This is a genomic window from Monashia sp. HAY1-5C (assembly GCF_056755255.1).
Map to the genome: position 1 here is coordinate 25,597 of NZ_JBPGXG010000007.1, position 22,503 is coordinate 48,099.

Genomic DNA, 22,503 nt, shown 5'->3' on the forward strand with positions numbered 1-22,503 from the left:
CCGGCCCCGGAACGGACGCCGGGGGGTAAGCCTGTGTCCATGAGCCCCTCGACGAGCGAGCCCGCCGACCCCGCGACGCCGAACCAGCCCCAGCAGGCGGGCGCGCCGAGCGCGCCGACGGACTCGGGGACCCTCGATGCCCGTTCGCCGCTCGTCCTCGGCCCGATGCTGCGATACGTCGGCGAGACCGCAGGCACGGTGTGGGCCGAGACGGCGGGACGAGCCACCGTGACCGTCCGCGCCGACGGGCGGGCCTGGTCGGCACCGACCTTCCTCGTGCGCGGGCACCACTACGCGCTCGTCGTCGTCGACGGGCTCGAGCCCGGCGGCTCGTGGGAGTACACGCTCGAGGTCGACGACACGCGGGTGTGGCCCCCCGACGACAGTCGCTTCCCCGCGCCCCGCCTCCGGACGCTGGACCCGCGGCGCCCGACCCGGCTGCTCTTCGGGTCGTGCCGTACGAGCGTGTCCCACGACGCCGCGGGGAACGCCTCGAACGGCGTCGACGCGCTGCGCACCCTGGCCCTGGCCCTCGCCGAGGGCACGGTGGACTGGCCCGACCTCATCGCCTTCCTCGGCGACCAGGTCTACGCCGACGAGACCTCCGACGAGATGCGCGAGTTCATCGCCTCCCGGCGCTCGCTGGAGGAACCGCCCGGGGAGGAGATCAAGGACTTCGAGGAGTACTGCCACCTCTACCGGCTCGCGTGGTCGGACGAGGCCAACCGGTGGTTCTTCTCGACGGTGCCGAGCTGCATGATCTTCGACGACCACGACATCCGCGACGACTGGAACACCTCGTGGTCCTGGCACGAGGAGATCAACCGGACCCCATGGTGGCACGAGCGCCTCATGGGTGGGCTGGCGTCGTACTGGGTCTACCAGCACCTCGGCAACCTCTCCCCGGACGAGCTGGCGAAGGACGAGGTGTACGCCCCGGTCCTGTCAGCCGCGGCGTCCGGTGCCGAGGAGCCCGACCTCACCGAGCCGCTCTTCGACCTCGTGGAGCGGGTGGACCGGCACCCCAAGGTGTACCGCTGGAGCTACCGGCGCGACCTCGGTGACAGCCGCCTCGTCGTCGTCGACTCCCGGGCCGCCCGCGTCCTCGAGCCGGAGCGACGCTCGATGCTCAACCCCGACGAGGCCGCCTGGCTCGACGCCCAGCTGACCGGCGACGTCGACCACCTCCTCGTCGGCACCTCGCTGCCCTTCCTCCTGCCGCCGGGGCTGCACGACTTCGAGGCCATCGACGAGGTCCTGGCGAGCAGTGGTGGCCACGGTCGGCTCGTCGCGGGCCTGGCCGAGAAGAGCCGCCGGGTCATCGACCTCGAGCACTGGGCCGCGTTCGGCGACGGGTTCGTCGAGGTGTTCGAGATGGTCATGGACGTGGCCCGGGGCAACCGGGGCCGCGCCCCCGCGACCATCACCTTCCTGTCCGGCGACGTCCACAACTCCTACGTCGCCGAGGTCGTGGAGCCCGGTCGGCACGGCGCGCGGTCGCGGATCGTGCAGGCCGTGTGCTCGCCGGTCCGCAACCCGATGCCGCGGGGCATCCGGGTCATGATGTCGCTGTTCGCCCGGGGACTGGTGGCGCCGATGCGGTTCCTGGCCCGGCGTTCCCGTCACGTGCCCGACCCGGCGTACCCGTGGACCGTCACCGACGGACCCTGGTTCGACAACTGCCTCGCCGAGCTGACCGTCCAGGGCCGGGACCTTGCCATCGTCTGGCGCGGAGGCGTCGTGCGGGACGGCGACGACGCGCACCCCCAGCTGACGACCGTCGGCAGCGTCCGGCTGCCCGCACGGGCCTGACGCGCCCTCGACTCGACCTCGACTCGACCTCAGCTGACCCGGACGACGAGGATGCGGTCGTCGCCGGGGCGAGGGGAGGTGCGCCCATCGCGGTTGCTCGTCGTCACGAGCAAGGTCCGGTCGTCGAGGGCGAGGACGCTGCGCAGGCGTCCGTAGCGGCCGTCGAGGAAGGCCTGCGGGTCGCCCGCCGTCCGCGCGCCGTCGAGGGGGACCCGCCAGAGGCGCTCCCCGCGCAGGCCGCCCAGCCAGGCCGAGCCGGCAGCGATGGCGATCCCGCTCGGCGAGCTCTCGTCCGGGCTCCACTGCACGAGGGGCGACACGATCCCGGGCTCGGACGTCCGGCCCTCGGTCTGCGGCCACCCGTAGTTGCCGCCCCGGCGGACGAGGTTGAGCTCGTCGTGCAGGTGGTCGCCGAACTCGGAGGACCAGAGCCGGCCCGCGGCGTCCCAGGCGATCCCCTCGACGTTGCGGTGGCCGTAGCTCCACACGAGCGTCCCGAACGGGTCACCCGGTGCGGGCCGCCCGCCCGGCGTCATCCGCAGGATCTTGCCGCCGAGCGACGAACGGTCCTGTGCCAGAGGGCGGTCGCCCGCCTCGCCGGTCGTCGCGTAGAGCGCGCCGTCGGGCCCGAACGCGAGGCGCCCGCCGTTGTGGTGCAGCCCGTGGGGGATGCCGTGGACGATGACGCGCGGCGTGCTCAGCTGCCGGCCCGGCGCCCGCGTCGGGTCGTAGGTGAGCGTCGCGATGCGGTTGTCGGCGGCGGTGGAGAAGTACACGAAGAGCGTCCGGTCGGCGGCGAACCGGGGGCTCACCGCGATCCCGAGCAAGCCCGCCTCGCCCTGCTGATCGACGTTCGACACGACGCCGGGCACGCGCCCGAGGAGGGTCGCGCGTCCCGAGGCCAGGTCGACGCGTCGGACGCGCCCGTCGTCCCGGGTCGTGACGAGCACCCCCGAGCGGCCGGGGAGCAGCGCCAGTCCCCACGGCACGTCGAGCCCGGTGGCCAGGGTCCGCAGCACGGTGGCCGAGCCGGTGGGTCGCCCGGCCCGCGACGTGACCGGCGGGCTCGGCGTCGCCGGGGTCGTGCGCGTCGCCGGCGTCGTCGGCGAGGGGCTGGTCGGGGACGCCGAGGACGCGGGCGCCGTCGACGTCGCGACCGAGGTGGCGGCGGTGCCCGAGCCCGCCACCGAGGAGAGGGTCCCGCCGGCGGGAGAGCCGGCCGGTGGACCGCCGCCCGAGCAGGCACCCGTGGCCAGGGCGCCGGCGAGCGTCGCGGCGCCGAGCGCACGCGTGACGGAGCGGGGTCGCGGCACGGTCTGACCTCCCCAGGCTGGTCCACCGAACCTACCCACCCCGCCTGTGGGTGCTGCCCCCTCGGGCCCACGGGCCCGTCCCGGGCCGCACGAGGTGCCGACGTCCCGCTCGACGCGGGAACAATGCCGCGTGGTGCGAAGTTGAGTCCAGTGAGCGCAAGATTTGCGAGCCCGGTTTTGACAACGACCGCCCGGCTGACGCAGATTGAGCGAGGAGCTGTCAACCACGGACCACCAGCATCAAGGAGTCACCATGGCACGTGCGGTCGGAATCGACCTCGGTACCACCAACTCGGCCGTCTCCGTCCTCGAGGGCGGCGAGCCGACGATCATCGCGAACGCCGAGGGCGGGCGGACGACCCCGTCGGTGGTCGCGTTCTCCAAGAACGGCGAGGTGCTCGTCGGCGAGGTCGCCAAGCGCCAGGCGGTGACCAACGTCGACCGGACCATCCGCTCCGTCAAGCGCCACATGGGCACCGACTGGCGGTCGCCGGAGATCGACGGCAAGACGTACACGGCGCAGGAGATCAGCGCCCGCATCCTGCAGAAGCTCAAGCGCGACGCCGAGTCCTACCTCGGTGAGACCGTCACGGACGCCGTCATCACCGTCCCCGCGTACTTCGACGACGCCGAGCGCCAGGCCACGAAGGAGGCCGGCGAGATCGCGGGCCTCAACGTCCTGCGCATCGTCAACGAGCCCACCGCCGCGGCCCTCGCCTACGGCCTCGACAAGGGCAAGGAGGACGAGCTCATCCTCGTCTTCGACCTCGGTGGCGGCACCTTCGACGTGTCCCTCCTCGAGGTCGGCAAGGACGCCGAGGACGGCTTCGCCACGATCCAGGTGCGCGCCACCAACGGCGACAACCACCTCGGTGGCGACGACTGGGACGACGTCATCGTCCAGCACCTCATCACGCAGGTGAAGAACAAGACCGGCCAGGACCTGTCCAAGGACAAGATCGCGATGCAGCGCCTCCGCGACGAGGCCGAGCGCGCCAAGAAGGAGCTGTCGACCGCGACCTCCACGAACATCTCGGCGCAGTACATCTCGATGACGCCCGAGGGCCCGATCCACCTCGACGAGACGGTGACGCGCGCCCAGTTCGAGCAGATGACCAAGCAGCTGCTCGACCGCACGAAGGCCCCGTTCCACAAGGTCATCGAGGACGCCGGCATCAAGGTGTCCGACATCGACCACGTCGTCCTCGTCGGTGGCTCGACCCGCATGCCGGCGGTGAGCAACCTCGTCAAGGAGCTGACCGCCAAGGAGCCGAACAAGGGCGTCAACCCCGACGAGGTCGTCGCGATGGGTGCCTCCCTGCAGGCCGGCGTCCTCAAGGGCGAGCGCAAGGACGTCCTGCTCATCGACGTCACGCCGCTGTCGCTCGGCATCGAGACCAAGGGCGGCCTGTTCACCAAGCTCATCGAGCGCAACACGGCCATCCCGACGAAGCGCTCGGAGATCTTCAGCACCGCCGACGACAACCAGCCGTCGGTCCTCATCCAGGTCTTCCAGGGTGAGCGCGAGATCGCCCAGCACAACAAGTCGCTCGGCACCTTCGAGCTGACCGGCATCGCGCCGGCACCGCGCGGCGTGCCGAAGATCGAGGTCACCTTCGACATCGACGCCAACGGCATCGTCAACGTCAGTGCCAAGGACCAGGGCACCGGCAAGGAGCAGAAGATGACGATCACCGGCGGCTCGGCCCTGTCCAAGGAGGAGATCGACCGCATGGTCAAGGACGCCGAGGCGCACGCCGAGGAGGACAGGCAGCGCCGGGAGCAGGCCGAGGTCCGCAACCAGGCCGAGCAGCTCGTCTTCTCGACCGAGAACTTCCTCAAGGAGTCCGGCGACAAGATCCCGGCTGACGTCAAGACGCCGGTGGAGGAGTCGCTCGCCGACCTCAAGGCCGCGATCGCCGAGGGCTCCGAGGCCACGGTCGAGGACATCAAGGCCAAGATCGAGGACCTCAACACCAAGTCCCAGGCCATGGGCCAGGCGGTCTACGCGTCGGAGCAGGCGAGCGCCGCCTCGGCCGGCGCGGCGGGCTCCGACGGCACGGGTCCGACCGGCGGCCAGTCCGGTCCGACGGGCTCCGGTGCGGCCGACGACGACGTCGTGGACGCCGAGGTCGTCGACGAGGACGAGGCAAGGGAAGCCAAGTGACCGAGTCCAACAGCACCCCGAACCCCGAGGCCGAGGCCGTGCGGCCCGGCGCCGGTGGCCCCGAGGTGACGGACGCGCAGGGTGCCGGCGGCCAGGCCGCCGCCACCCCCCGCACCGGTGGCGCCTCCGGCGCCGCCGGTGCGGCCGGCGCCGGTGCGGCCGACTCCGGTTCGCGGGGCCACCACACGTACTACGAGGGTGGTCCGGGCGCGTCGTCCGAGCCCGGCGGGGACGACGAGTTCGACCACGGAGCGGGCACCGAGCGCGCCGACGAGCGTGAGGCGCTGGAGCAGGAGGACGCGCTCGCCGCGTCCTACCTCGCCGACCTCCAGCGGCTGCAGGCCGAGTACGTCAACTACAAGAAGCGTGTCGACCGCGACCGCGACGTCATCCGCACGACCGCCGTGGGCAGCGTCGTCGAGTCGCTGCTGCCGGTCCTCGACGACATCCACATGGCGCGGCAGGCCGGCGACCTCGCCAGCGGCCCGTTCGCGGCCATCGCCGACAAGCTCGAGGCGGTCCTCGGTCGGTACGGCGTCGAGCGCCTCGGCGAGGCCGGCCAGGAGTTCGACCCGACGGTGCACGAGGCGCTCATGCACGTCGAGGCCGAGCTGCCCGACGGCGCGTCGGGCACGACCGTCGTGCAGGTGCTCCAGCCCGGCTACCGCATCGGGGACCGGGTCGTCCGCGCGGCGCGGGTGTCGGTTGCCGACCCCGCGTGAGCGCCACACCGCGCCGAGGCCCCACGCGTCGGCCGGCATCCGTGATGATGTGAGGACCGCAGGTCCCACCGAGCAGCCGCAGGAGGAGAGGCAGGTGCGCCATGGCTAGCCAGGACTGGTTCGAGAAGGACTTCTACGCGATCCTCGGCGTGCCCCAGGACGCCGACGCTGCCGCGGTCAAGAAGGCCTACCGCAAGCTGGCCCGCGACCTGCACCCGGACCACAACGTCGGCGACACCCGCGCCGAGGAGCGCTTCAAGGAGATCGGGGAGGCGTACGCCGTCCTGTCCGACCCCGAGCAGCGCCGCGAGTACGACGCCATCCGCGCCATGTCGCACGGGGGTGCTCGCTTCACCGCGGGCGGTCCCGGCGGTGGGGGCGCCGGCTTCGAGGACATCTTCTCGGCGTTCGGCGGTGCGGCCGGTCCCGGCGGCACCCGTGTCCGCTTCGGCGGCGGGGGTGCGGGCGCCGGCCAGCCGAACCTCGAGGACATCCTCGGCCAGATGTTCGGTGGCGCGGGTCCGGGTGGTGCCGGCGGCTTCGGCCAGCAGTACGGCGGGTACGGCGCGACGGCCGGTCCGCGGCCGGGCGCCGACGTCCAGGCCTCGACGACGATCGGCTTCCGCGACGCGGTGGAGGGCTCCACGGTGACGCTCTCCTCGCCCGACCTCGGCCGCATCACGGCGCGGATCCCTCCGGGCGTCAAGGACGGCCAGAAGATCCGCCTCCGGGGCAAGGGGCGCCAGGGCGAGGCCGGCGGGCCTGCGGGCGACCTCATCCTCGCCGTCTCCGTCGACAAGCACCCGGTCTTCGGCCGCGACGGCGACGACCTCACCGTCGACCTGCCCGTCACCTTCGCCGAGGCGGCGCTCGGGGCCACGGTCCCCGTGCCGACCCTCGACGGTGGGCAGGTCAAGGTGCGCATCGCGCCCGGCACGCCGAGCGGCCGGGTCCTGCGCGTCAAGGGCCGTGGCGTCCGCCGCGGCGAGCACACCGGCGACCTCCTCGCGAAGGTCCAGGTCGTCGTGCCGCAGCGCCTGACCGACGAGGCTCGCGCGGCGATCGAGACCATGGCCGCGGCCGAGGACGGCCACGACCCGAGGGCCGACCTGTTCCGCCGAGCGCGGGCCTGAGGCCGGCCGGCGACGAGAACGAGGAAGGGAGTGCCGACGATGTCACGCAGGAGCGCGCGCCCCGCCGGGCACGACGACGACGCGCCCGTCTTCGTCATCTCCGTCGCCGCCGAGCTGGCCGGCATGCACGCGCAGACGCTGCGCCAGTACGACCGCCTCGGCCTCGTCACGCCGTCGCGCACCCGCGGGGGCGGGCGGCGCTACAGCACCCGCGACGTCGAGCTGCTCCGTGAGGTGCAGCGGCTGTCGCAGGAGGGCGTGTCGCTCGCGGGCATCCAGCGCATCCTCGACCTCGAGAACCACGTCACGGCGCTGCGGTCGCGGGTCGAGGAGCTCGCCGCCGAGCTCGAGCAGACCCAGGCCGCGCTCCACGCGAGCGCGCGCTTCTTCGCCGTCGGGCCGCGCGGGGACGCCGTCCCGCTGCGGCCCGGCCAGCGCCCGCCGCGCACCCCCGCGTCGCAGGCCCTGGTCGTCTGGCGCCCGGAGCGCTGACCACCCGCCTCGCGCACGTCGTTTGGCAACGCACGGCGCAGGTGCGAGGATGACCGGGCCTCCAGCCGTGTGGGCGCGCGCTGCACCCTGCCCACGTGGAGGTCTTCCTGTTGTCCCAGCCGCACGCCCCGATGACGCCGGACGGCGGGCTCGACCGGTCCTCCACCCTCGCGGCACCCGGGCGCAGCCACCGGCTCGCCCTGCCGGACACCGAGATCGGCCGCCTCATGGCCACCACCGACTGGGCGGCCACCGGCCTCGGTCCCGTGGACGACTGGCCGGCCGAGCTCGTCGCGGTCGTGGACACCGCGCTCGCACAGCGCTTCCCCATGCTCGTGTGCTGGGGTCCCGAGCTGCTCATGGTCTACAACGACGCCTACCGGGTGCTGCTCGGTGAGGCGAAGCACCCCGCCGCGCTCGGCCTGCCGGTGCGGGACGTGTGGCCGGAGGTGTGGGACCAGATCGCGCCGCGGCTGGCCGAGGTGGCGCGCACCCGCGTCCCCTCCTGGGACGAGGACCAGCTGCTCGTCGTCGACCGGAACGGCTTCCTCGAGGAGGCCTACTTCACGTGGTCCTACAGCGTCGTCACCGGACCGGACGGCGAGGTGGCCGGCGTCCTCGACATCGCCACCGAGACCACCGGCAAGGTGCTGGCCGAGCGTCGCGCCTCGGTCGTGTCACGGCTGGGGGCGGCCCTCGCCGGTGCGGCCACCGCCGAGGACGTCGAGCGTCTCGCGCTCGAGATCATGCGTGAGAACGTCGAGGACCACGCGTCGGTCGGGCTCATCGAGGGCCCGGTAGACGGCACGAGCGCGCCGGACCCGGGCGTCCACGTCGTGCCGGTCGTCGAGCCCGGCCGGAGGCGGGCCAGCGCCTCGCTCGTCGTCACCGCCAACCTCCGGCGGCCGTGGGACGAGCAGCTGCAGGCCTACGTCGAGCTGTGCGCGTCGCACGTCGCCGCCGCGCTCGCGGGCGTGCGCCGTCTCGACGCCGGGCGGCACCGCGTGGAGGCGCTCGCCGAGCTCGACACCGCCAAGACCGTCTTCTTCGCCAACATCAGCCACGAGCTGCGCACGCCGCTGACGCTCATAGCCGGGCCGGTCGAGGACGCGCTCGGCGAGCCCGCTCTGCCGGCGGCGGTGCGCTCACACCTCGAGCTCGTCGAGCGCAACACCGACCGGCTGAAGGTCCTCGTCGACCAGCTGCTCGACCTGACCCGCATGGACGCCGGGCGGGTCGAGCCGCACCGCGTCGAGACCGACGTCGCCGAGCTCGTCCGGGGGCTGGCCGCGAGCTTCCGTCCGGCCGTGCACCGCGTGGGCCTGACCTTCACGACCGACATCCCCGACCTCGGCCGGTCTGCGTGGGTCGACCGGGACATGGTCGAGCGCATCGTGCTCAACCTGCTGTCCAACGCGTTGAAGTACACGCCCGCCGGCGGCGTGCAGGTCACCCTTCACGAGCTTCCCGAGGGCTTCGAGGTGCTGGTCACCGACTCCGGCATCGGCATCCCGACCGACGACCTCGCCACCGTCTTCGAGCGGTTCCGGCAGCTGCCCCGCACCGACGGCATCCGGTCGCGCGAGGGCGCCGGCATCGGCCTGTTCCTCGTGCGCCAGCTCGCTGAGCTGCACGGCGGCGACGCCTGGGTCGACTCGGTCGAGGGCATGGGCAGCACCTTCGGCGTCTACCTCCCCTGGGGTCGGCCGCCCGCGGGCTCCCCGCCGGCGAGCCCCTCGATCACGCCGCGCACCGTCGAGTCCTTCCTGGCCGAGGCGCACGGCTGGGACGCCGGCGCCGACGCCGTGGCGTCGGCCCCGGACGGCGTCGACACCGCGGACGACGCCGACCCCGACCCCGGCCCCGACACCGCGGACGACGCCGACCCAGCCGCCCACCGGCCGGCGCGCCCCGACGCCGGAACCGCGTCCGGGTCGGGACCCGCCTCCCGACAGCCGGGTGGGCGCCCGCTCCTGCTGCTCGCCGAGGACAACGCCGACATGCGCGCCTACCTGAGCGAGGCACTCGCGGACGACTACGAGGTCGTGGCGGCCAGGGACGGCGTCGAGGCGCTGGCGACGGCCAGGTCCCGCCGGCCGGACCTCGTCCTCGCCGACGTCATGATGCCGCGCCTCGACGGCCTCGAGCTGCTCCGGGCGGTGCGCGAGGACGACACCCTGGCCGACGTTCCCGTCGTCATGCTCACCGCTCGGGCCGGTGACGAGGCCAGCGTCACCGGCCTCGGTCGCGGCGCCGACGACTACGTCGCCAAGCCGTTCGCGATGCGGCACCTGCGGGCGCGCCTGTCGGCCAACCTCGCCCGGGCCCACGAACGCGCACGTGACGCCGCCTGGCGGCGCGCCGTCGTCGCCTCGCTGCACGAGCCGCTGTCGGTGTTCGAGCCCGACGGTCGGGTCGTGTCGCTCAACGAGGCGTTCACCCGCTCCTACGGCTGGAGCCTCGAGGACGGCCCGATCGCGCCGCCCTACCCGTGGAGCGTCGAGGGGCCGGGCACCACGACCGAGCGCATCGCGCGCATCCTGGCCTCCAGCGAGCCGGTCGAGGAGACCTTCCCCCTCGCCCGCCGCGACGGCAGCCGGGCCTGGGTCTCGACCACGTCCTCGGTCATCCCCGCCAGCGGGATGCACCCGACGCTCGTCGTCAACGTCGTGCGCGACACGACGCTGCAGCACGAGGGCGAGCAGCGCCGCGCGCGTGCGGCCGCGCTGGCCGCCGAGCTGCGCTCGGCCCAGGAGCTCGAGCAGGTGGTCTCGGCCGCGATCGCCGGCTTCAGCGTCCTGTTCGACGGCATCGCGACCGTCCAGGTGGCAGGCGGCTCGGAGGCGGAGCGGCTGTACTTCAAGCCGCAGGGCCCGACGCCGGTCGCCGACCTGCACCCGTTGACCCGCTCGGTCCTCACCACCGGCCGGCTGCCCGGTGGGTACGACGCCCGGGCCGGCGTCGCCCCGGGCATCCTCTTCGAGCCCGACGGCCCGGAGTCGCCGGTCCGCGTGTGGGTCCGGCTGCGCGCACCCCGCATCGTCTCGGCCGACGAGGAGATCGCCGGCGACCTCGTCGCCCAGCTCTTCGCCCACGCCGTCGACCGGGTCGCGGCCCGGCAGGACCGCGAGACCAAGGAGGCGCAGCTGCGCCAGGCCATCGAGAGCCATCGCGTCATCGGCCACGCCGTCGGCGTCCTCATCGAGCGCCACCGGATCACGGCGGTGCAGGGGTTCGAGACGCTGCGGCAGCACTCGCTCAACCGCAACATCAAGCTGCGCGAGCTGGCCCAGCGCGTCGTCGAGACGGGGCTGGACCCCGGCGAGGCCTGACCACCGACCGTAGACTCGGCCCGTGGAGCCCGACCGCGCTCCCCGCCGACGACGGCTGCTGGTCCGGCGCCGGCCCGCACGGCCGCCCCGACCCGACAGGGGCATCCTCTCGGCCTGTCACACACGCACGAAGTTGAGCGGAATACACTCAACTGCGGGACCGTTGTCCCGGGTGGACGGCGACCAGTCGTATCCCGGTCGTCCATCCTCACCCCCCGCTCGTCCCGCTCGTCCCGCTTCGTCACAGGAGAACGCATGGACCTTCAGCTGACCAACAAGGCTCAGGAGGCCTTCGCCCAGGCCGCGACCACCGCGACCGGCAAGCACCACCCGAACATCGAGCCGGCGCACCTGCTGCTCGCGTTGGCAGCACAGTCCGGCACCACGACCCCCGCGCTGCTCACGGCCGGGGGCTCGTCCGTCGCCGCGGCCACCACGGCCGCCGAGAAGGCCATGGCCGCGATGCCGCAGGTGAGCGGAGGTACCCAGCAGCCGCAGCTGTCGCCCACCGCGGGCCGCGTCGTCAAGCAGGCGCAGCAGTACATGACGGCGATGGGCGACACCTACGTCTCCACCGACCACCTCCTGCTCGCCGTCGCGCGCACCGGCCAGTTCGGCCTCGACGCCGACGCCATCGAGAAGGCCATCCCCGAGCTGCGCGGCGGCCGAGCGGTCACCACCGAGAACCCCGAGGGCACCTTCGAGGCCCTGGCGAAGTACGGCACCGACCTGACGGCCCTGGCCCGCGACGGCAGGCTCGACCCCGTCATCGGCCGCGACGCCGAGATCCGCCGCGTCGTGCAGGTGCTCTCGCGCCGCACGAAGAACAACCCCGTCCTCATCGGCGAGCCGGGCGTCGGCAAGACCGCCGTCGTCGAGGGCCTGGCCCAGCGCATCGTCGAGGGGGACGTGCCCGAGAGCCTGCGCGACAAGACCCTCTACAGCCTCGACCTCGGCGCGATGCTGGCCGGTGCGAAGTACCGCGGCGAGTTCGAGGAGCGCCTCAAGGCCGTCCTCGAGGAGATCAAGGGCAGCGACGGGCAGATCGTCACCTTCATCGACGAGATCCACACCGTCGTCGGCGCGGGTGCCGGCGGCGAGGGCGCCATGGACGCCGGCAACATGCTCAAGCCGATGCTCGCCCGCGGCGAGCTGCGTCTCGTCGGCGCGACGACCCTCGACGAGTACCGCCAGCACATCGAGAAGGACGCCGCGCTCGAGCGGCGCTTCCAGCAGGTCTTCGTCGGCGAGCCCTCGGTCGAGGACACCATCGCGATCCTCCGCGGCCTCAAGGAGCGCTACGAGGCGCACCACAAGGTGACCATCGCCGACTCCGCGCTCGTCGCCGCGGCGTCGCTGTCCGACCGCTACATCAGCGGCCGGCAGCTGCCCGACAAGGCCATCGACCTCATCGACGAGGCCGCCTCGCGGCTGCGCATGGAGATCGACAGCAGCCCCGTCGAGATCGACGAGCTGCGGCGCGCCGTCGACCGGCTCAAGATGGAGGAGTTCGCCCTCGAGCAGGAGACCGACCCGGCCTCGCGCGACCGCCTCGAGCGGCTGCGCCAGGACCTCGCCGACCGCACCGAGGAGCTGGCCGCCCTCAACGCGAGGTGGGAGGCCGAGAAGTCCGGGCTCAACGCGGTGGGCGACCTCAAGGCCCGCATCGACGACCTGCGCACCCAGGCCGACCGGCTCCAGCGCGAGGGTGACCTCGGCGGCGCCTCGAAGATCCTCTACGGCGACATCCCGACGCTGGAGAAGGAGCTCGCCGCAGCCCAGGAGCGCGAGGCCACGGCGACGACGTCCGACGAGGCCCCGATGGTCAAGGAGGAGGTCGGCGCCGACGACATCGCCGACGTCATCTCGGCCTGGACCGGCATCCCCGCCGGGCGCCTGCTCGAGGGCGAGTCGGAGAAGCTGCTGCACATGGAGCAGCACATCGGTGCCCGCCTCATCGGGCAGGCCGAAGCCGTGCGTGCGGTGTCCGACGCGGTCCGCCGCACGCGCGCGGGCGTCTCGGACCCCGACCGCCCGACCGGCTCCTTCCTCTTCCTCGGCCCCACCGGCGTCGGCAAGACCGAGCTGGCCAAGAGCCTGGCCGACTTCCTCTTCGACGACGAGCGCGCCATGGTGCGCATCGACATGTCGGAGTACTCCGAGCGGCACGCGGTGGCCCGGCTCATCGGCGCGCCCCCCGGCTACGTCGGCTACGAGGAGGGCGGTCAGCTCACCGAGGCCGTGCGGCGGCGTCCGTACTCGGTCGTGCTCCTCGACGAGGTCGAGAAGGCCCACCCGGAGACGTTCGACGTCCTGCTGCAGGTGCTCGACGACGGCCGCCTCACCGACGGCCAGGGCCGCACGGTCGACTTCCGCAACGTCATCCTCGTGCTGACGAGCAACCTCGGCTCGCAGTACCTCGTCGACCCGATCCTGTCGCCCGAGGAGAAGCGCAACGAGGTCATGGCGGTCGTGCGCACGGCGTTCAAGCCCGAGTTCCTCAACCGGCTCGACGAGGTCGTCGTCTTCGACGCCCTCTCGCAGGACGACCTGGCCCACATCGTCGACCTGCAGGTGCGTGCCTTCGCGGCGCGGCTCTCGGACCGCCGGATCTCGCTCGAGGTCACCGAGGCCGCCCGGCGCTGGCTGGCCGAGCGCGGGTACGACCCCGCCTACGGTGCGCGGCCGCTGCGTCGGCTCGTCCAGCGCGAGATCGGCGACCGGCTCGCCCGGAGCCTGCTGGCCGGCGACGTCCGCGACGGCCAGACGGTCACCGTCGACGTGGACCCGGCCGGGAACGAACTCGTCCTCGGCGAGCTCACGGCCCACGTCAGCTCGTGATGTCCTTGCCGGAGAACCGGGCCCACGCCAGGAGCCAGAAAACGACGGCGTAGCCGAGGTCGACCCAGAGGCCACGGGCGATGTTGTCCCAGAACGGCGGGTCGCGCAGCAGGTCACCGAAGGCGCCCCACTGGTCGACGAGCAGCCACGGGTGCAGCCACGAGATCTGCGGCACCGAGTCGGCGATCCAGGACAGGATCGTGAAGATCATGAGCGCGACGGTGGCGGCCAGCGGCTGCTCGGTCAGGGTCGAGATGAAGAGCCCGACGGCGCCGAGGGCGGCCAGCCCTGCCGCGACGTAGAGCCCGACGAGGACGACGCGCCACACCGCGGCCCAGAACGGCAGCTGCGTGCCCGACAGGGTCGTCATCGGCCCGGTGCCGAACAGGGCGATCCCGACGAGCGCGCCCGCGACCGTGACGACGGCCACGCCCCACAGGGCGCCGATGACGAGCGAGGCGTACTTGACGGCCAGCAGGCGGGTGCGGCCCACCGGGACGGTGAGCAGGTAGCGCAGCGTGCCGAGGTTCGCCTCGCCGGCCACGGAGTCGCCCGAGAGCATGGCGATGGCGAGCGGCAGGAACAGCCCCATCTCGACGCCGAGTGCGGCGAGCGGGACGAAGAGCCCGTTCGAGGTGATCGAGGACAGGAAGTCCGGCCCGCGACCGGCACGCGGTGTGGAGATCCGCACCGCGACGGCCATGAGGACCGGCACGGCCGCGAGGACGAGCAGGCCCATCTGGTTGCGACGGCGGCCGCCGATGAGCCCGAGCTCGGACCACAGCAGCCGCGGGGACAACCGCGTCGCCGGGCGGGGTCGCCGCGAGGCGGCCGGCGGGGCCGGTGCCGGGCGCGGACCGGCAGGCCCCGGCGACGGGACGGACTCAGCCACTGACATCGAAACCCTCCCCGGTCAGCGCGACGAACAGGTCCTCGAGGCTGGGGCTCGTCACGGTGAACTCGCGGACCCCGACGCCACCCTGCACGAGGGCGGCGACGATCTTCTCCGGCGCCACGCCGTCGGGGACGCCGCGCACCCCGCCGGCGACCGGCTCGACGGAGCGGACGCCCAGCTCGGCCAGGATCCGCGCGGCCTCGTCCGCCTGGTCGGTCAGGACGCGGGCGACCGGGGCCGCGCCACCCCGGACCTGCGACGTCGAGCCCTGGGCGACGAGCCGGCCCTCGCTCATGACCCCGAGGTGCGTGCACATCTGCTCGACCTCGGAGAGCAGGTGGCTCGACACGAACACCGTCGTGCCGTCCGAGGCGAGCGACGCGACGAGGTGGCGCACCTCCCGGGTTCCCTGCGGGTCCAGGCCGTTGGTCGGCTCGTCGAGGACGAGCAGCTCGCGCGGGACGAGGAGGGCCGCGGCGATGGCGAGGCGCTGGCGCATCCCGAGCGAGTACGCGCGGTACCGCTTGCCGGCCGCGGCGAGCAGGCCGACCCGGTCGAGGGCGGCATCGACACGGGAGCCGGCACTGCGGGGGTCGGCCGTGAGGTCGGCGGCGTCGAGGCGGCGCAGGTTGGCCCGGCCCGACAGGTAGGGGTGGAAGGCCGGACCCTCGACGAGGGCGCCGACCCGGGGGAGGACCTCCTGAGCCGCCCGCGGAATCGGCTGTCCCAGAAGGGTGCTCGTCCCCGACGTCGGGCGGACGAGTCCGAGCAGCATCCGGATGGTCGTCGTCTTGCCCGACCCGTTGGGCCCGAGGAACCCGTAGACCGAGCCGCGGGGCACGGCGAGGTCGATGCCGTCGACCGCCGCCGCGCCCCGGAACCGTTTGGTCAGGCCGCGGCTGGCGATCGCGAGGTCACCGGCCACGAGCGAGCCGTCCCGGGCGTCGGTCACTTCGAGGCCAGGGCGGCATAGAGGGTGTCCGGCGCCACCGCCCCGAGGGCCACCCGGCCGTCGTCGGTCACGACGGCCGAGAAGAGGGTGCCCTCGAGGACGTGACCCGAGCCCCAGGTGCCCGAGACGGCCGGCAGCGCCTTGAGGAGGGTCTGCAGCTGCGCCGCGGTGCCGGCCCCTGAGCCGGCCCCTGAGCCGGTGCCCGAGCCGGTCCCTGAGCCGGTGCCCGGCTCGGACGGCATCCTCGTGACGACGACGGTGCTCCACCCCGAGCCGACGACGCGCAGGGCGCCGGCTGCCTTGGCAGCAGCGGCGGCTCGCTCCTTCGACAGCGCCGGGTTGGTCCCCGCGATGCCCTTCGGGGCGACCGCGTCGGACTGCGTGACGGTCGTGCCGGCAGGCGGGGTGAACGAGAACTGCCGGGCCTCCGGTCTCGAGAAGTCGACGGCGGTGAAGCCGACCTCGAAGGCCGGGTTGGACAGCTTCGTCGAGTACACCTGCACCCGGAGCGGCACGTGCTTCTCCGCGTCGATGGCGATGCGCACCGACGCGATGCGGGTCGCCCGGTCCTTCGGGGTGAGGACGAGCTCGTAGGCGGAGCGACCGGCGACCGACGCGGTGCCGGACGTCGTCAACGTCGTGTCCCTGCCCATGACCGCGAGCGCCGTCGACGCGGCCTCGTCCGGGGTTCTCGGGACGCCGGCCGGCAGGCTCGCCGTCGGGTGCGGCAGGGCCGGGCGCTGGTCACCGGCGCCGAGGGTGTGGTGGACAGCCGTCTTGTCGGTGCTCGACCACAGCCAGAGGTCGCGCCCGTTGCGGATGACGTCCGACTCGCCGCTCGTACCGACGAGGGCGAGGCGCTGACGCGTCGGGCCGTCGACCCAGATGCGCCACGTGTGCGTGCCCGACAGGACCGAGGCGAGCGAACTGCCGGCCGCCCCGCCGGCTCCGCCACCCACCGGACCGCCTCCTGTGAGGCCCGGCAGCTGGGGCAGACCGAGGTCGGACGTCTGCACGACGGTTCCCGACAGGCTCGAGACGTCGGCGGACCGCACGTCGGCGAGCAGCTGCTGCGGCGTGCGCGGCGGCAGGCCCGCGTCGGCGGAGGCCGTCTGGTTGATCGTCAGCGCCGCGACGCCGATGACGCCGACGGCGGCGGCGGGCAGGCCCCAGCGCGCGGCCGGGTGGTCGGTGAAGATGCTCATGGACCCATCGTGCGCCGCCCGGACTGAGAGCCGACTGAGAGCGCGGTGGTGCGGCATCGGCCCGCTCGACGGCGCACGGCAGGTGGGGCGTGACATGGTGACGGTGTGCGGGTGCTGCTGGTGGAGGACGAGGCGCGGATGGCCGCCGCGCTGGTGCGCGGGCTCGGTGCCGAGGGCTTCGTCGTCGACCACGTCGCCGACGGCCTCGCCGGCCTGGAGGCGGCCCGGTTCGGCGGCTACGACGTCGTCGTCCTCGACATCATGCTGCCCGGGATGTCCGGCTACACCGTCGTGCGGACCCTGCGCGAGGAGGAGAACTGGGTCCCGGTCCTGCTGCTCACTGCCAAGGACGGCGAGTACGACGAGGCCGACGGGCTCGACTACGGCGCCGACGACTACCTGACCAAGCCCTTCTCGTTCGTCGTCCTCGTCGCCCGGCTCCGGGCCCTGCTGCGCCGCGACCCCGCACCGCGTCCGGTCCTCCTGCGCCGCGCCGGCGTGACGCTCGACCCGGCCACCCGACGCGTCGAGGTGGACGGCGCCGACGTGGCCCTGGCGCCGCGCGAGTTCCTCCTCCTCGAGCACCTCATGCGGGCCGACAGCGCCGTCGTGCCCAAGGACGAGCTGCTCGACCGCGTGTGGGGCGGGCTCGATGACCCCAACGTCGTCGAGGTCTACGTCGGGTACCTCCGGCGCAAGCTCGGCCGGTCGCGGATCGAGACGGTCCGCGGCGCCGGGTACCGGATGGCCCGGTGAGCACGACGGGCAGCCCCCGCCTCTCGACCGGGCCCTCGACCGGGCCCTCGACCGGGCCCTCGACCCGGTTCGCGCGGGTGGGGCTGCGCGGACGTCTCATGCTCGTCGGGCTCGTCGGGGTGGCCGGCGCGCTCGTCATCGGCGGCGTCCTGCTCTACGTCGTGCTCACCGGGTCGCTGTCCCGCTCGGTCGAGTCGGCCGCCCGCTCGAGCGCCGAACAGGTGGCGCTGCTCGTCGACGCCGGACGCGTCCCCGACCCCGTCCCGGTGTCGGGAGCGCAGGTGCTCCAGGTGCTCGACGCCCAGGGTCGCGTCGTCAGCGGCTCCGTCACCGCCGACCGGCTGACCCCGCTCGTCACCGACGACGAGCGACGGGAGGCCCTCGCCGGTGCGGCCGTCGTCGTCCCGGGCAGCCGCTCCGGCCTCTCGGGGCAGCTGCAGGTCGCGGCCGTCGCAGCAGGTCCCCAGGACGGCCGGGGCCGCGCCTACACGGTCGTCGCGGCCGCGCCGACGGCCGACATCGAGCAGAGTGCCCGGACCGTCCGCTGGCTGCTCCTCGCGATCTTCCCGCTCCTGCTGGCGGCGCTCGCGGCCATCGCCTGGCGCGTCATCGGCGCGGCGCTCGCGCCCGTCGAGGCGCTGCGGCGCGGCGCCGAACGCGTCGACGACGCGTCCTCGGAACGGGAACGGCTGCCCGTCCCGCCGACCGACGACGAGGTCAGCGCGCTCGCGACGACGCTCAACGCGATGCTCGACCGGATCGCCACCGCCCGACGCAAGCAGCGGGCCTTCGTCGCCGACGCCGCCCACGAGCTGCGCAGCCCGCTCGCGAGCATGCGGACGCAGCTCGAGGTGGCCCAGCGGCTCGGGGAGGGCGGGCGGCTGCCGGCCGAGGTCCTGCCCGACGTCGAGCGGCTCGCGACCCTCGTCGACGACCTGCTCCTGCTGGCCCGCGCGGACGACGCCGGGACCTCGGCCGCCGCGACCGGGACGACCGTCGACGTGGCCGCGCTGGCGTCCGCGCTCGCAGCGCGGTACGCGTCCGCCCGGGTACCGGTGCGGACGGCGCCCGGCCTCGCGGCTCGGCGGGTCGACGCGCGGGTCGCCGCCGAGGACCTCACCCGGGCCCTGACCAACCTCCTCGACAACGCCGTCCGCCATGCCAGGACCGCCGTCGTCCTCGACGCGTCCGCGGTGGGCCACCGCGTCGAGGTCGTCGTCGCCGACGACGGGCACGGCATCCCCGAGGCCGACCGCGAGCGGGTCTTCGACCGGTTCACCCGGCTCGACGAGGCGCGCGACCGCGACAGCGGAGGCACCGGGCTGGGCCTGGCCATCACCCGGGCCCTCGTGCGCCGTTGGGGCGGCGACGTGCGGCTCGAGGACGCCGGCCCGGGCGTCCGCGCCGTCGTCACCCTGCCGGCGGGCTCGGCCCCCACCCCCGGAGGCTGAGGAGCGGCCGTTCTCCCTCAGGCGCGGGTGCCGCGGTCGGCGGGCAGCTCGACCGTGGAGTCACCGGTCCCCGTCGACTCGTCGTGGCGGTCGTCCGTGCGTTCCGCTGTCCGGTCGCCGGGCCGCTCGTCCACCCGCCGGTCGACCGGTCCGGGCGCGACCTCGGCTCCCGTCCCGGTTGCGGCGTCGGTCCCGGTGTCGGTCCCGGCCTCGTCGGACCAGCGTGCGGTGCCCTCGGCCACGCTCCCGTCCGCTCGGCCCATGACGACGTCGGCCCGCGAGGGCACCTGCCTCTCACGCAGCTCTGCCTCCCGACTCTCGAGCTCGGCCTCACGGGTGTCGAGGCCCTCGTGCCGAGCGGCCAGCTCGCTCTCGCGGCGGCGCAGGTCCTCCTCGCGGAGCCCGGCCTCCTCGAAGCGGCGCTCGTGCTCGAGCCGGTCGGCCACCGCCCGGTCCTCCAGCTCGGCGACCCGGGACGCGTCGCGCTCCGCACGACGCGCCCGCGTCCGGCGCCGGGCCGCCGCGGCGAGCAGCGCACAGCCGAGCGCGAAGAGCAGGACGGCGATCGCGCCGTAGAGGACGAGCTCGAGGGCCGTGGCGTTGCGGGAGAAGCCCAGGGCCGTGACGGTCAGCGTCGAGGCGGTGGATCGGGCGGCGACCACCGCTGTGGCGCCGGCACCGATGCCGAGCAGGAGGAGGACGACTCCGAGGAGGGCCATGGTGTGCTCCTTCATCCGGACGTCGGGAAGGTCCCGCCGTCGAGGTCCATCGACCCTAGCCATACCCGCATTCGCCCGCGGCGCCGTGGCGCCGGGCCCCACCACCGGCACCCGTTAGCCTGACGCGCATGCGCGTCACCCGAAGGATCGCCGCCGCCGTGCTGTCCGGCCTCTGCATCATCACGGCCGCCTCGTGCTCGAGCGGGAGCCCGGGCCCCGGACCCGCGCAGACGTCGCTGACGCCGGCCCAGCGCCTGGCCGCCGCCAAGAGCCAGGTCGACGCCGCGACGTCGGTGCACCTGGCCCTGACGAGCTCGGGGGTGCCCGACGGCTCGAGCGGCATCGTGTCCGCCGACGGATGGGGCACCCACCCACCGGCGTTCAAGGGCACCTTCAAGGTGGCGCTCAGGGGCATCCAGGCCGACGCCGAGATCACGTCGGTCGGTGGCGAGGTCTACGCCAAGCTGCCGCTCGTGCCCGGCACCAACAAGATCGACCCCAGGACGTTCGGCCTGCCCGACCCCGCCACCCTCTTCTCGCCCGACCACGGCCTGACGACGCTGCTGACGAAGACGCAGACGCCGCGCGTCGGCACGCAGGTACGTCGGGGCGCCGAGGTGCTGACGACGATCACCGGCACGCTGCCCGGCGCGTCGGTCGTCGACCTGTTCCTCATCGGCGACCGCTCCGGCAGCTACGAGGTGTCCTACGGCCTGACCGACGGACAGCAGCTGCGGACCGTCGGCCTCACCGGAGCCTTCTTCGGGTCCGGGACGCGCTCGACGTACACGCTGGCGCTCGACAGGTACGGCCAGCCCGTCACCATCACCAGGCCCTGAGGGTCGACGGTGACCTGCCCGTGACGCATCAGCCGACCCGTGAGACGCCGGGCCCGGTCGGCGCACCGCCCCGCCACCGGCTCGGCCTCCTCGCCGTGGCGTCGACGGCGGTCGCGCTGGCGGCGGCCGACACGTACGTCGTCGTGCTGGCGCTGACCGACATGATGGCCGGAGTCGGCATCGGCATCGACGCCCTGCAGCGGGCCACGCCGATCATCTCCGGGTTCCTCCTGGGCTACGTCGCGGTGCTCCCGCTCATCGGCCGACTGTCCGACGTGCTGGACCGGCGCCGCATCCTGCTCGGCTGCCTCGTCGTCTTCGTCGTCGGCTCGGCCGTCACGGCGCTCGCGACCGAGATGCCGGTGCTCGTGACCGGACGGGTCCTGCAGGGGGTCGGCGGCGGCGGCCTCGTGCCGGCCACGCTGGCGCTCGTGGCGGACCTCTGGCCCGCGGACCGACGCGGCACCCCGCTCGGGGTCGTCGGGGCGGTGCAGGAGCTCGGCTCGGTCCTCGGGCCGGTGGTCGGTGCCGTCATCCTCACCTGGCAGGGCTGGCGGGCGATCTTCTGGGCCAACGTCGTCGCGGGGCTGCTGCTGCACCTCGTGCTCCGGCTGCTCGGTCGCGCGAGCCCAGGAAGCGCAGGAAGCGCGAGGAGCGCGAGGAGCGCGAGGAGCGCGGGGAGCGCGGGAGGCTCCCGGGGCAGTGTGCGGGCGCCCTCTCGAACGGGCCGCCGCGTCGCCACCGGCGTCGCGGCGGTCACCGCCGTCCTCGGCCTCGCCACGGTGTGGCTGGCGCTCGCGGCGCCGGAGCCACTCGTCACGGACGTGCGGCTGGGCCTGCCCTTCGTGCCGTTCGCCGGCACGTCGAAGGTGCTGACGCCCGTCGGCGTCACCGGGCTCGGGCTGCTCGTGGTCACCGCTCTGGTGACCGCCCCGCGGTGGTGGCCCGTGCTGCGTCGGGCCGACCTCCTCGGGGCGGGGCTCGTCGCGGTGGCGCTCGGCAGCCTCGTGCTCACCTTCGCATCGTCCGACCCGGAGAAGGAGGTCGTCGGCCCGCTCGGCTACCGCCTCCTGCCCGTCGGCGCGCTCGCCCTCGTGCTCCTCGCGGTGTGGCACCGCGTGGCCCCCGACCCGCTGGTGCCACGCGGCGTCCTCGGCCCGCGTGGCCTGCGCGCCTACGTCGTCAGTCTCCTCGTCGGGGCCGCGCTCGTCGCCGTCGTCGTCGACGTCCCGCTGCTGGCCCGCCTCACCGACGAGTACGACGAGACGGGTGCGGCACTCGTCCTCGTCCGCTTCCTCCTCGCGGTCCCGGTCGGCGCGCTCCTCGGCGGCTGGTCGCTGCGCCGCCTCGGCGACGGCGCCGTCGCGGCGTCCGGCCTCGCGCTCGCGGCCCTGGGGATGGTCCTCATGTCCCGCTGGACCCTGGAGTCGGTCGTCGAGACCCTCCCGACGACCCTCGTGCTCGTGCTCGTCGGGCTCGGCGTCGGCCTGGCCCTCGCGCCCGTCAACGACGCCGCGCTCGCCGACGCACCACCCGACGCGCACGGCGTCGCCGGCTCGCTCGTCGTCGTGGCCCGGATGGTCGGCATGGTCGTGGGGCTGGCGCTGCTCACCTCGATCGGGCTGGCCCGCTACTTCGAGGCGGTGCGCCACCTGCCCGACCCGCTCGACACCGACGCCCTGCTCGCGGCCGGTGTCGTCCAGGTGCAGACGGTGTTCCTCGGCGGTGCCGTGGCCGCCGGGTGCGCGGCGGTCGTCGCGACGACGCTCGGCACGCCACGCACGCGTGCCCGGTCCGCCACGGCGGCCGACCCGCGGCCGGTCGGGCTCTGACGGCGCGAGGCGCCGAGCCTCCGGGCCTCCAGGTCGGCCCGG

Annotated in this window: 17 protein-coding genes; 12 read left to right on the plus strand and 5 right to left on the minus strand. The window is 74.0% G+C overall.

Annotation, left to right across the window (positions count from 1 at the left end; all coding sequences use genetic code 11):
• Nucleotides 1-39: 39 nt before the first annotated feature.
• Nucleotides 40-1,812, plus strand: coding sequence for an alkaline phosphatase D family protein (locus tag ACR9ZK_RS02105; RefSeq protein ID WP_481339611.1), 1,773 nt, complete (start codon nt 40-42; stop codon nt 1,810-1,812).
• A 29-nt stretch (nt 1,813-1,841) separates the two neighbouring features.
• Here ACR9ZK_RS02105 and ACR9ZK_RS02110 read toward each other — a convergent pair whose 3' ends face one another.
• Nucleotides 1,842-2,831 (minus strand): PQQ-dependent sugar dehydrogenase, encoded by a 990-nt coding sequence (locus ACR9ZK_RS02110; protein WP_481339614.1) that lies wholly within the window; start codon nt 2,829-2,831, stop codon nt 1,842-1,844.
• A gap of 1 nt (nt 2,832) precedes the next feature.
• Here ACR9ZK_RS02110 and ACR9ZK_RS02115 point away from each other — a divergent pair, with 1 nt between their 5' ends.
• The 7 genes from ACR9ZK_RS02115 (at nt 2,833) to clpB (ending at nt 13,812) form a co-directional block, all read left to right on the plus strand.
• On the plus strand, nt 2,833-3,132 hold the full coding sequence (locus tag ACR9ZK_RS02115; protein WP_481339616.1) for a hypothetical protein: 300 nt from the start codon (nt 2,833-2,835) through the stop codon (nt 3,130-3,132).
• Between the two features lie 246 nt (nt 3,133-3,378).
• Nucleotides 3,379-5,292, plus strand: a complete 1,914-nt coding sequence (dnaK, locus tag ACR9ZK_RS02120) for a molecular chaperone DnaK (protein ID WP_481339618.1) — start codon at nt 3,379-3,381, stop codon at nt 5,290-5,292.
• On the plus strand, nt 5,289-6,014 hold the full coding sequence (locus tag ACR9ZK_RS02125) for a nucleotide exchange factor GrpE (RefSeq protein WP_481339620.1): 726 nt from the start codon (nt 5,289-5,291) through the stop codon (nt 6,012-6,014). The genes dnaK and ACR9ZK_RS02125 overlap by 4 nt, the downstream gene beginning before the upstream one ends.
• Before the next feature lie 101 nt (nt 6,015-6,115).
• Nucleotides 6,116-7,147, plus strand: coding sequence for a DnaJ C-terminal domain-containing protein (locus ACR9ZK_RS02130; RefSeq protein WP_481339622.1), 1,032 nt, complete (start codon nt 6,116-6,118; stop codon nt 7,145-7,147).
• A gap of 39 nt (nt 7,148-7,186) precedes the next feature.
• Nucleotides 7,187-7,639 carry a heat shock protein transcriptional repressor HspR gene (locus tag ACR9ZK_RS02135; protein WP_481339624.1) on the plus strand — a complete coding sequence of 151 codons (453 nt, stop codon included), beginning with the start codon at nt 7,187-7,189 and terminating at the stop codon, nt 7,637-7,639.
• A 95-nt stretch (nt 7,640-7,734) separates the two neighbouring features.
• On the plus strand, nt 7,735-10,971 hold the full coding sequence (locus ACR9ZK_RS02140; protein ID WP_481339626.1) for an ATP-binding protein: 3,237 nt from the start codon (nt 7,735-7,737) through the stop codon (nt 10,969-10,971).
• Between the two features lie 255 nt (nt 10,972-11,226).
• Nucleotides 11,227-13,812 (plus strand): ATP-dependent chaperone ClpB, encoded by a 2,586-nt coding sequence (gene clpB / locus ACR9ZK_RS02145; RefSeq protein ID WP_481339628.1) that lies wholly within the window; start codon nt 11,227-11,229, stop codon nt 13,810-13,812.
• On the opposite strand, the gene ACR9ZK_RS02150 is transcribed toward clpB, so the two are convergent.
• The 3 genes from ACR9ZK_RS02150 to ACR9ZK_RS02160 are packed head-to-tail and all read right to left on the minus strand — an operon-like array spanning nt 13,802 to nt 16,864.
• Nucleotides 13,802-14,704, minus strand: coding sequence for an ABC transporter permease (locus ACR9ZK_RS02150; protein ID WP_481339631.1), 903 nt, complete (start codon nt 14,702-14,704; stop codon nt 13,802-13,804). The two genes, clpB and ACR9ZK_RS02150, sit on opposite strands and share 11 nt — an antisense overlap.
• A complete protein-coding gene (locus ACR9ZK_RS02155) occupies nt 14,697-15,659 on the minus strand; it encodes an ABC transporter ATP-binding protein (protein WP_481339633.1) in 963 nt (320 codons plus the stop codon). The genes ACR9ZK_RS02150 and ACR9ZK_RS02155 overlap by 8 nt, the downstream gene beginning before the upstream one ends.
• Nucleotides 15,656-16,864, minus strand: coding sequence for a LolA family protein (locus tag ACR9ZK_RS02160; protein ID WP_481339635.1), 1,209 nt, complete (start codon nt 16,862-16,864; stop codon nt 15,656-15,658). The genes ACR9ZK_RS02155 and ACR9ZK_RS02160 overlap by 4 nt, the downstream gene beginning before the upstream one ends.
• 105 nt (nt 16,865-16,969) lie before the next feature.
• Here ACR9ZK_RS02160 and ACR9ZK_RS02165 point away from each other — a divergent pair, with 105 nt between their 5' ends.
• Nucleotides 16,970-17,620: a response regulator transcription factor gene (locus ACR9ZK_RS02165; RefSeq protein WP_481339639.1), complete on the plus strand. Its 651-nt coding sequence runs from the start codon at nt 16,970-16,972 to the stop codon at nt 17,618-17,620.
• A complete protein-coding gene (locus tag ACR9ZK_RS02170; RefSeq protein ID WP_481339641.1) occupies nt 17,617-19,071 on the plus strand; it encodes a sensor histidine kinase in 1,455 nt (484 codons plus the stop codon). Before ACR9ZK_RS02165 ends, ACR9ZK_RS02170 begins: the two co-directional genes overlap by 4 nt.
• 17 nt (nt 19,072-19,088) lie before the next feature.
• On the opposite strand, the gene ACR9ZK_RS02175 is transcribed toward ACR9ZK_RS02170, so the two are convergent.
• Nucleotides 19,089-19,790 carry a hypothetical protein gene (locus ACR9ZK_RS02175; RefSeq protein ID WP_481339643.1) on the minus strand — a complete coding sequence of 234 codons (702 nt, stop codon included), beginning with the start codon at nt 19,788-19,790 and terminating at the stop codon, nt 19,089-19,091.
• A gap of 128 nt (nt 19,791-19,918) precedes the next feature.
• Here ACR9ZK_RS02175 and ACR9ZK_RS02180 point away from each other — a divergent pair, with 128 nt between their 5' ends.
• Both ACR9ZK_RS02180 and ACR9ZK_RS02185 read left to right on the plus strand, forming a co-directional pair.
• The gene (locus tag ACR9ZK_RS02180) at nt 19,919-20,629 is read left to right on the plus strand and encodes an LppX_LprAFG lipoprotein (protein ID WP_481339645.1); all 711 of its coding nucleotides are present in this window, start codon (nt 19,919-19,921) and stop codon (nt 20,627-20,629) included.
• 20 nt (nt 20,630-20,649) lie between these two features.
• Nucleotides 20,650-22,461 (plus strand): MFS transporter, encoded by a 1,812-nt coding sequence (locus tag ACR9ZK_RS02185; RefSeq protein ID WP_481339647.1) that lies wholly within the window; start codon nt 20,650-20,652, stop codon nt 22,459-22,461.
• Nucleotides 22,462-22,503: the final 42 nt, after the last annotated feature.

Excerpts from the sequence above, each read along its gene's own strand:
- dnaK (WP_481339618.1), top strand. The coding sequence starts at position 3,379 with ATGGCACGTGCGGTCGGAATCGACCTCGGTACCACCAACTCGGCCGTC.
- ACR9ZK_RS02160 (WP_481339635.1), bottom strand. The coding sequence starts at position 16,864 with ATGAGCATCTTCACCGACCACCCGGCCGCGCGCTGGGGCCTGCCCGCC.
- ACR9ZK_RS02130 (WP_481339622.1), top strand. The coding sequence starts at position 6,116 with ATGGCTAGCCAGGACTGGTTCGAGAAGGACTTCTACGCGATCCTCGGC.
- ACR9ZK_RS02180 (WP_481339645.1), top strand. The coding sequence starts at position 19,919 with ATGCGCGTCACCCGAAGGATCGCCGCCGCCGTGCTGTCCGGCCTCTGC.
- clpB (WP_481339628.1), top strand. The coding sequence starts at position 11,227 with ATGGACCTTCAGCTGACCAACAAGGCTCAGGAGGCCTTCGCCCAGGCC.
- ACR9ZK_RS02135 (WP_481339624.1), top strand. The coding sequence starts at position 7,187 with ATGTCACGCAGGAGCGCGCGCCCCGCCGGGCACGACGACGACGCGCCC.
- ACR9ZK_RS02175 (WP_481339643.1), bottom strand. The coding sequence starts at position 19,790 with ATGGCCCTCCTCGGAGTCGTCCTCCTCCTGCTCGGCATCGGTGCCGGC.
- ACR9ZK_RS02105 (WP_481339611.1), top strand. The coding sequence starts at position 40 with ATGAGCCCCTCGACGAGCGAGCCCGCCGACCCCGCGACGCCGAACCAG.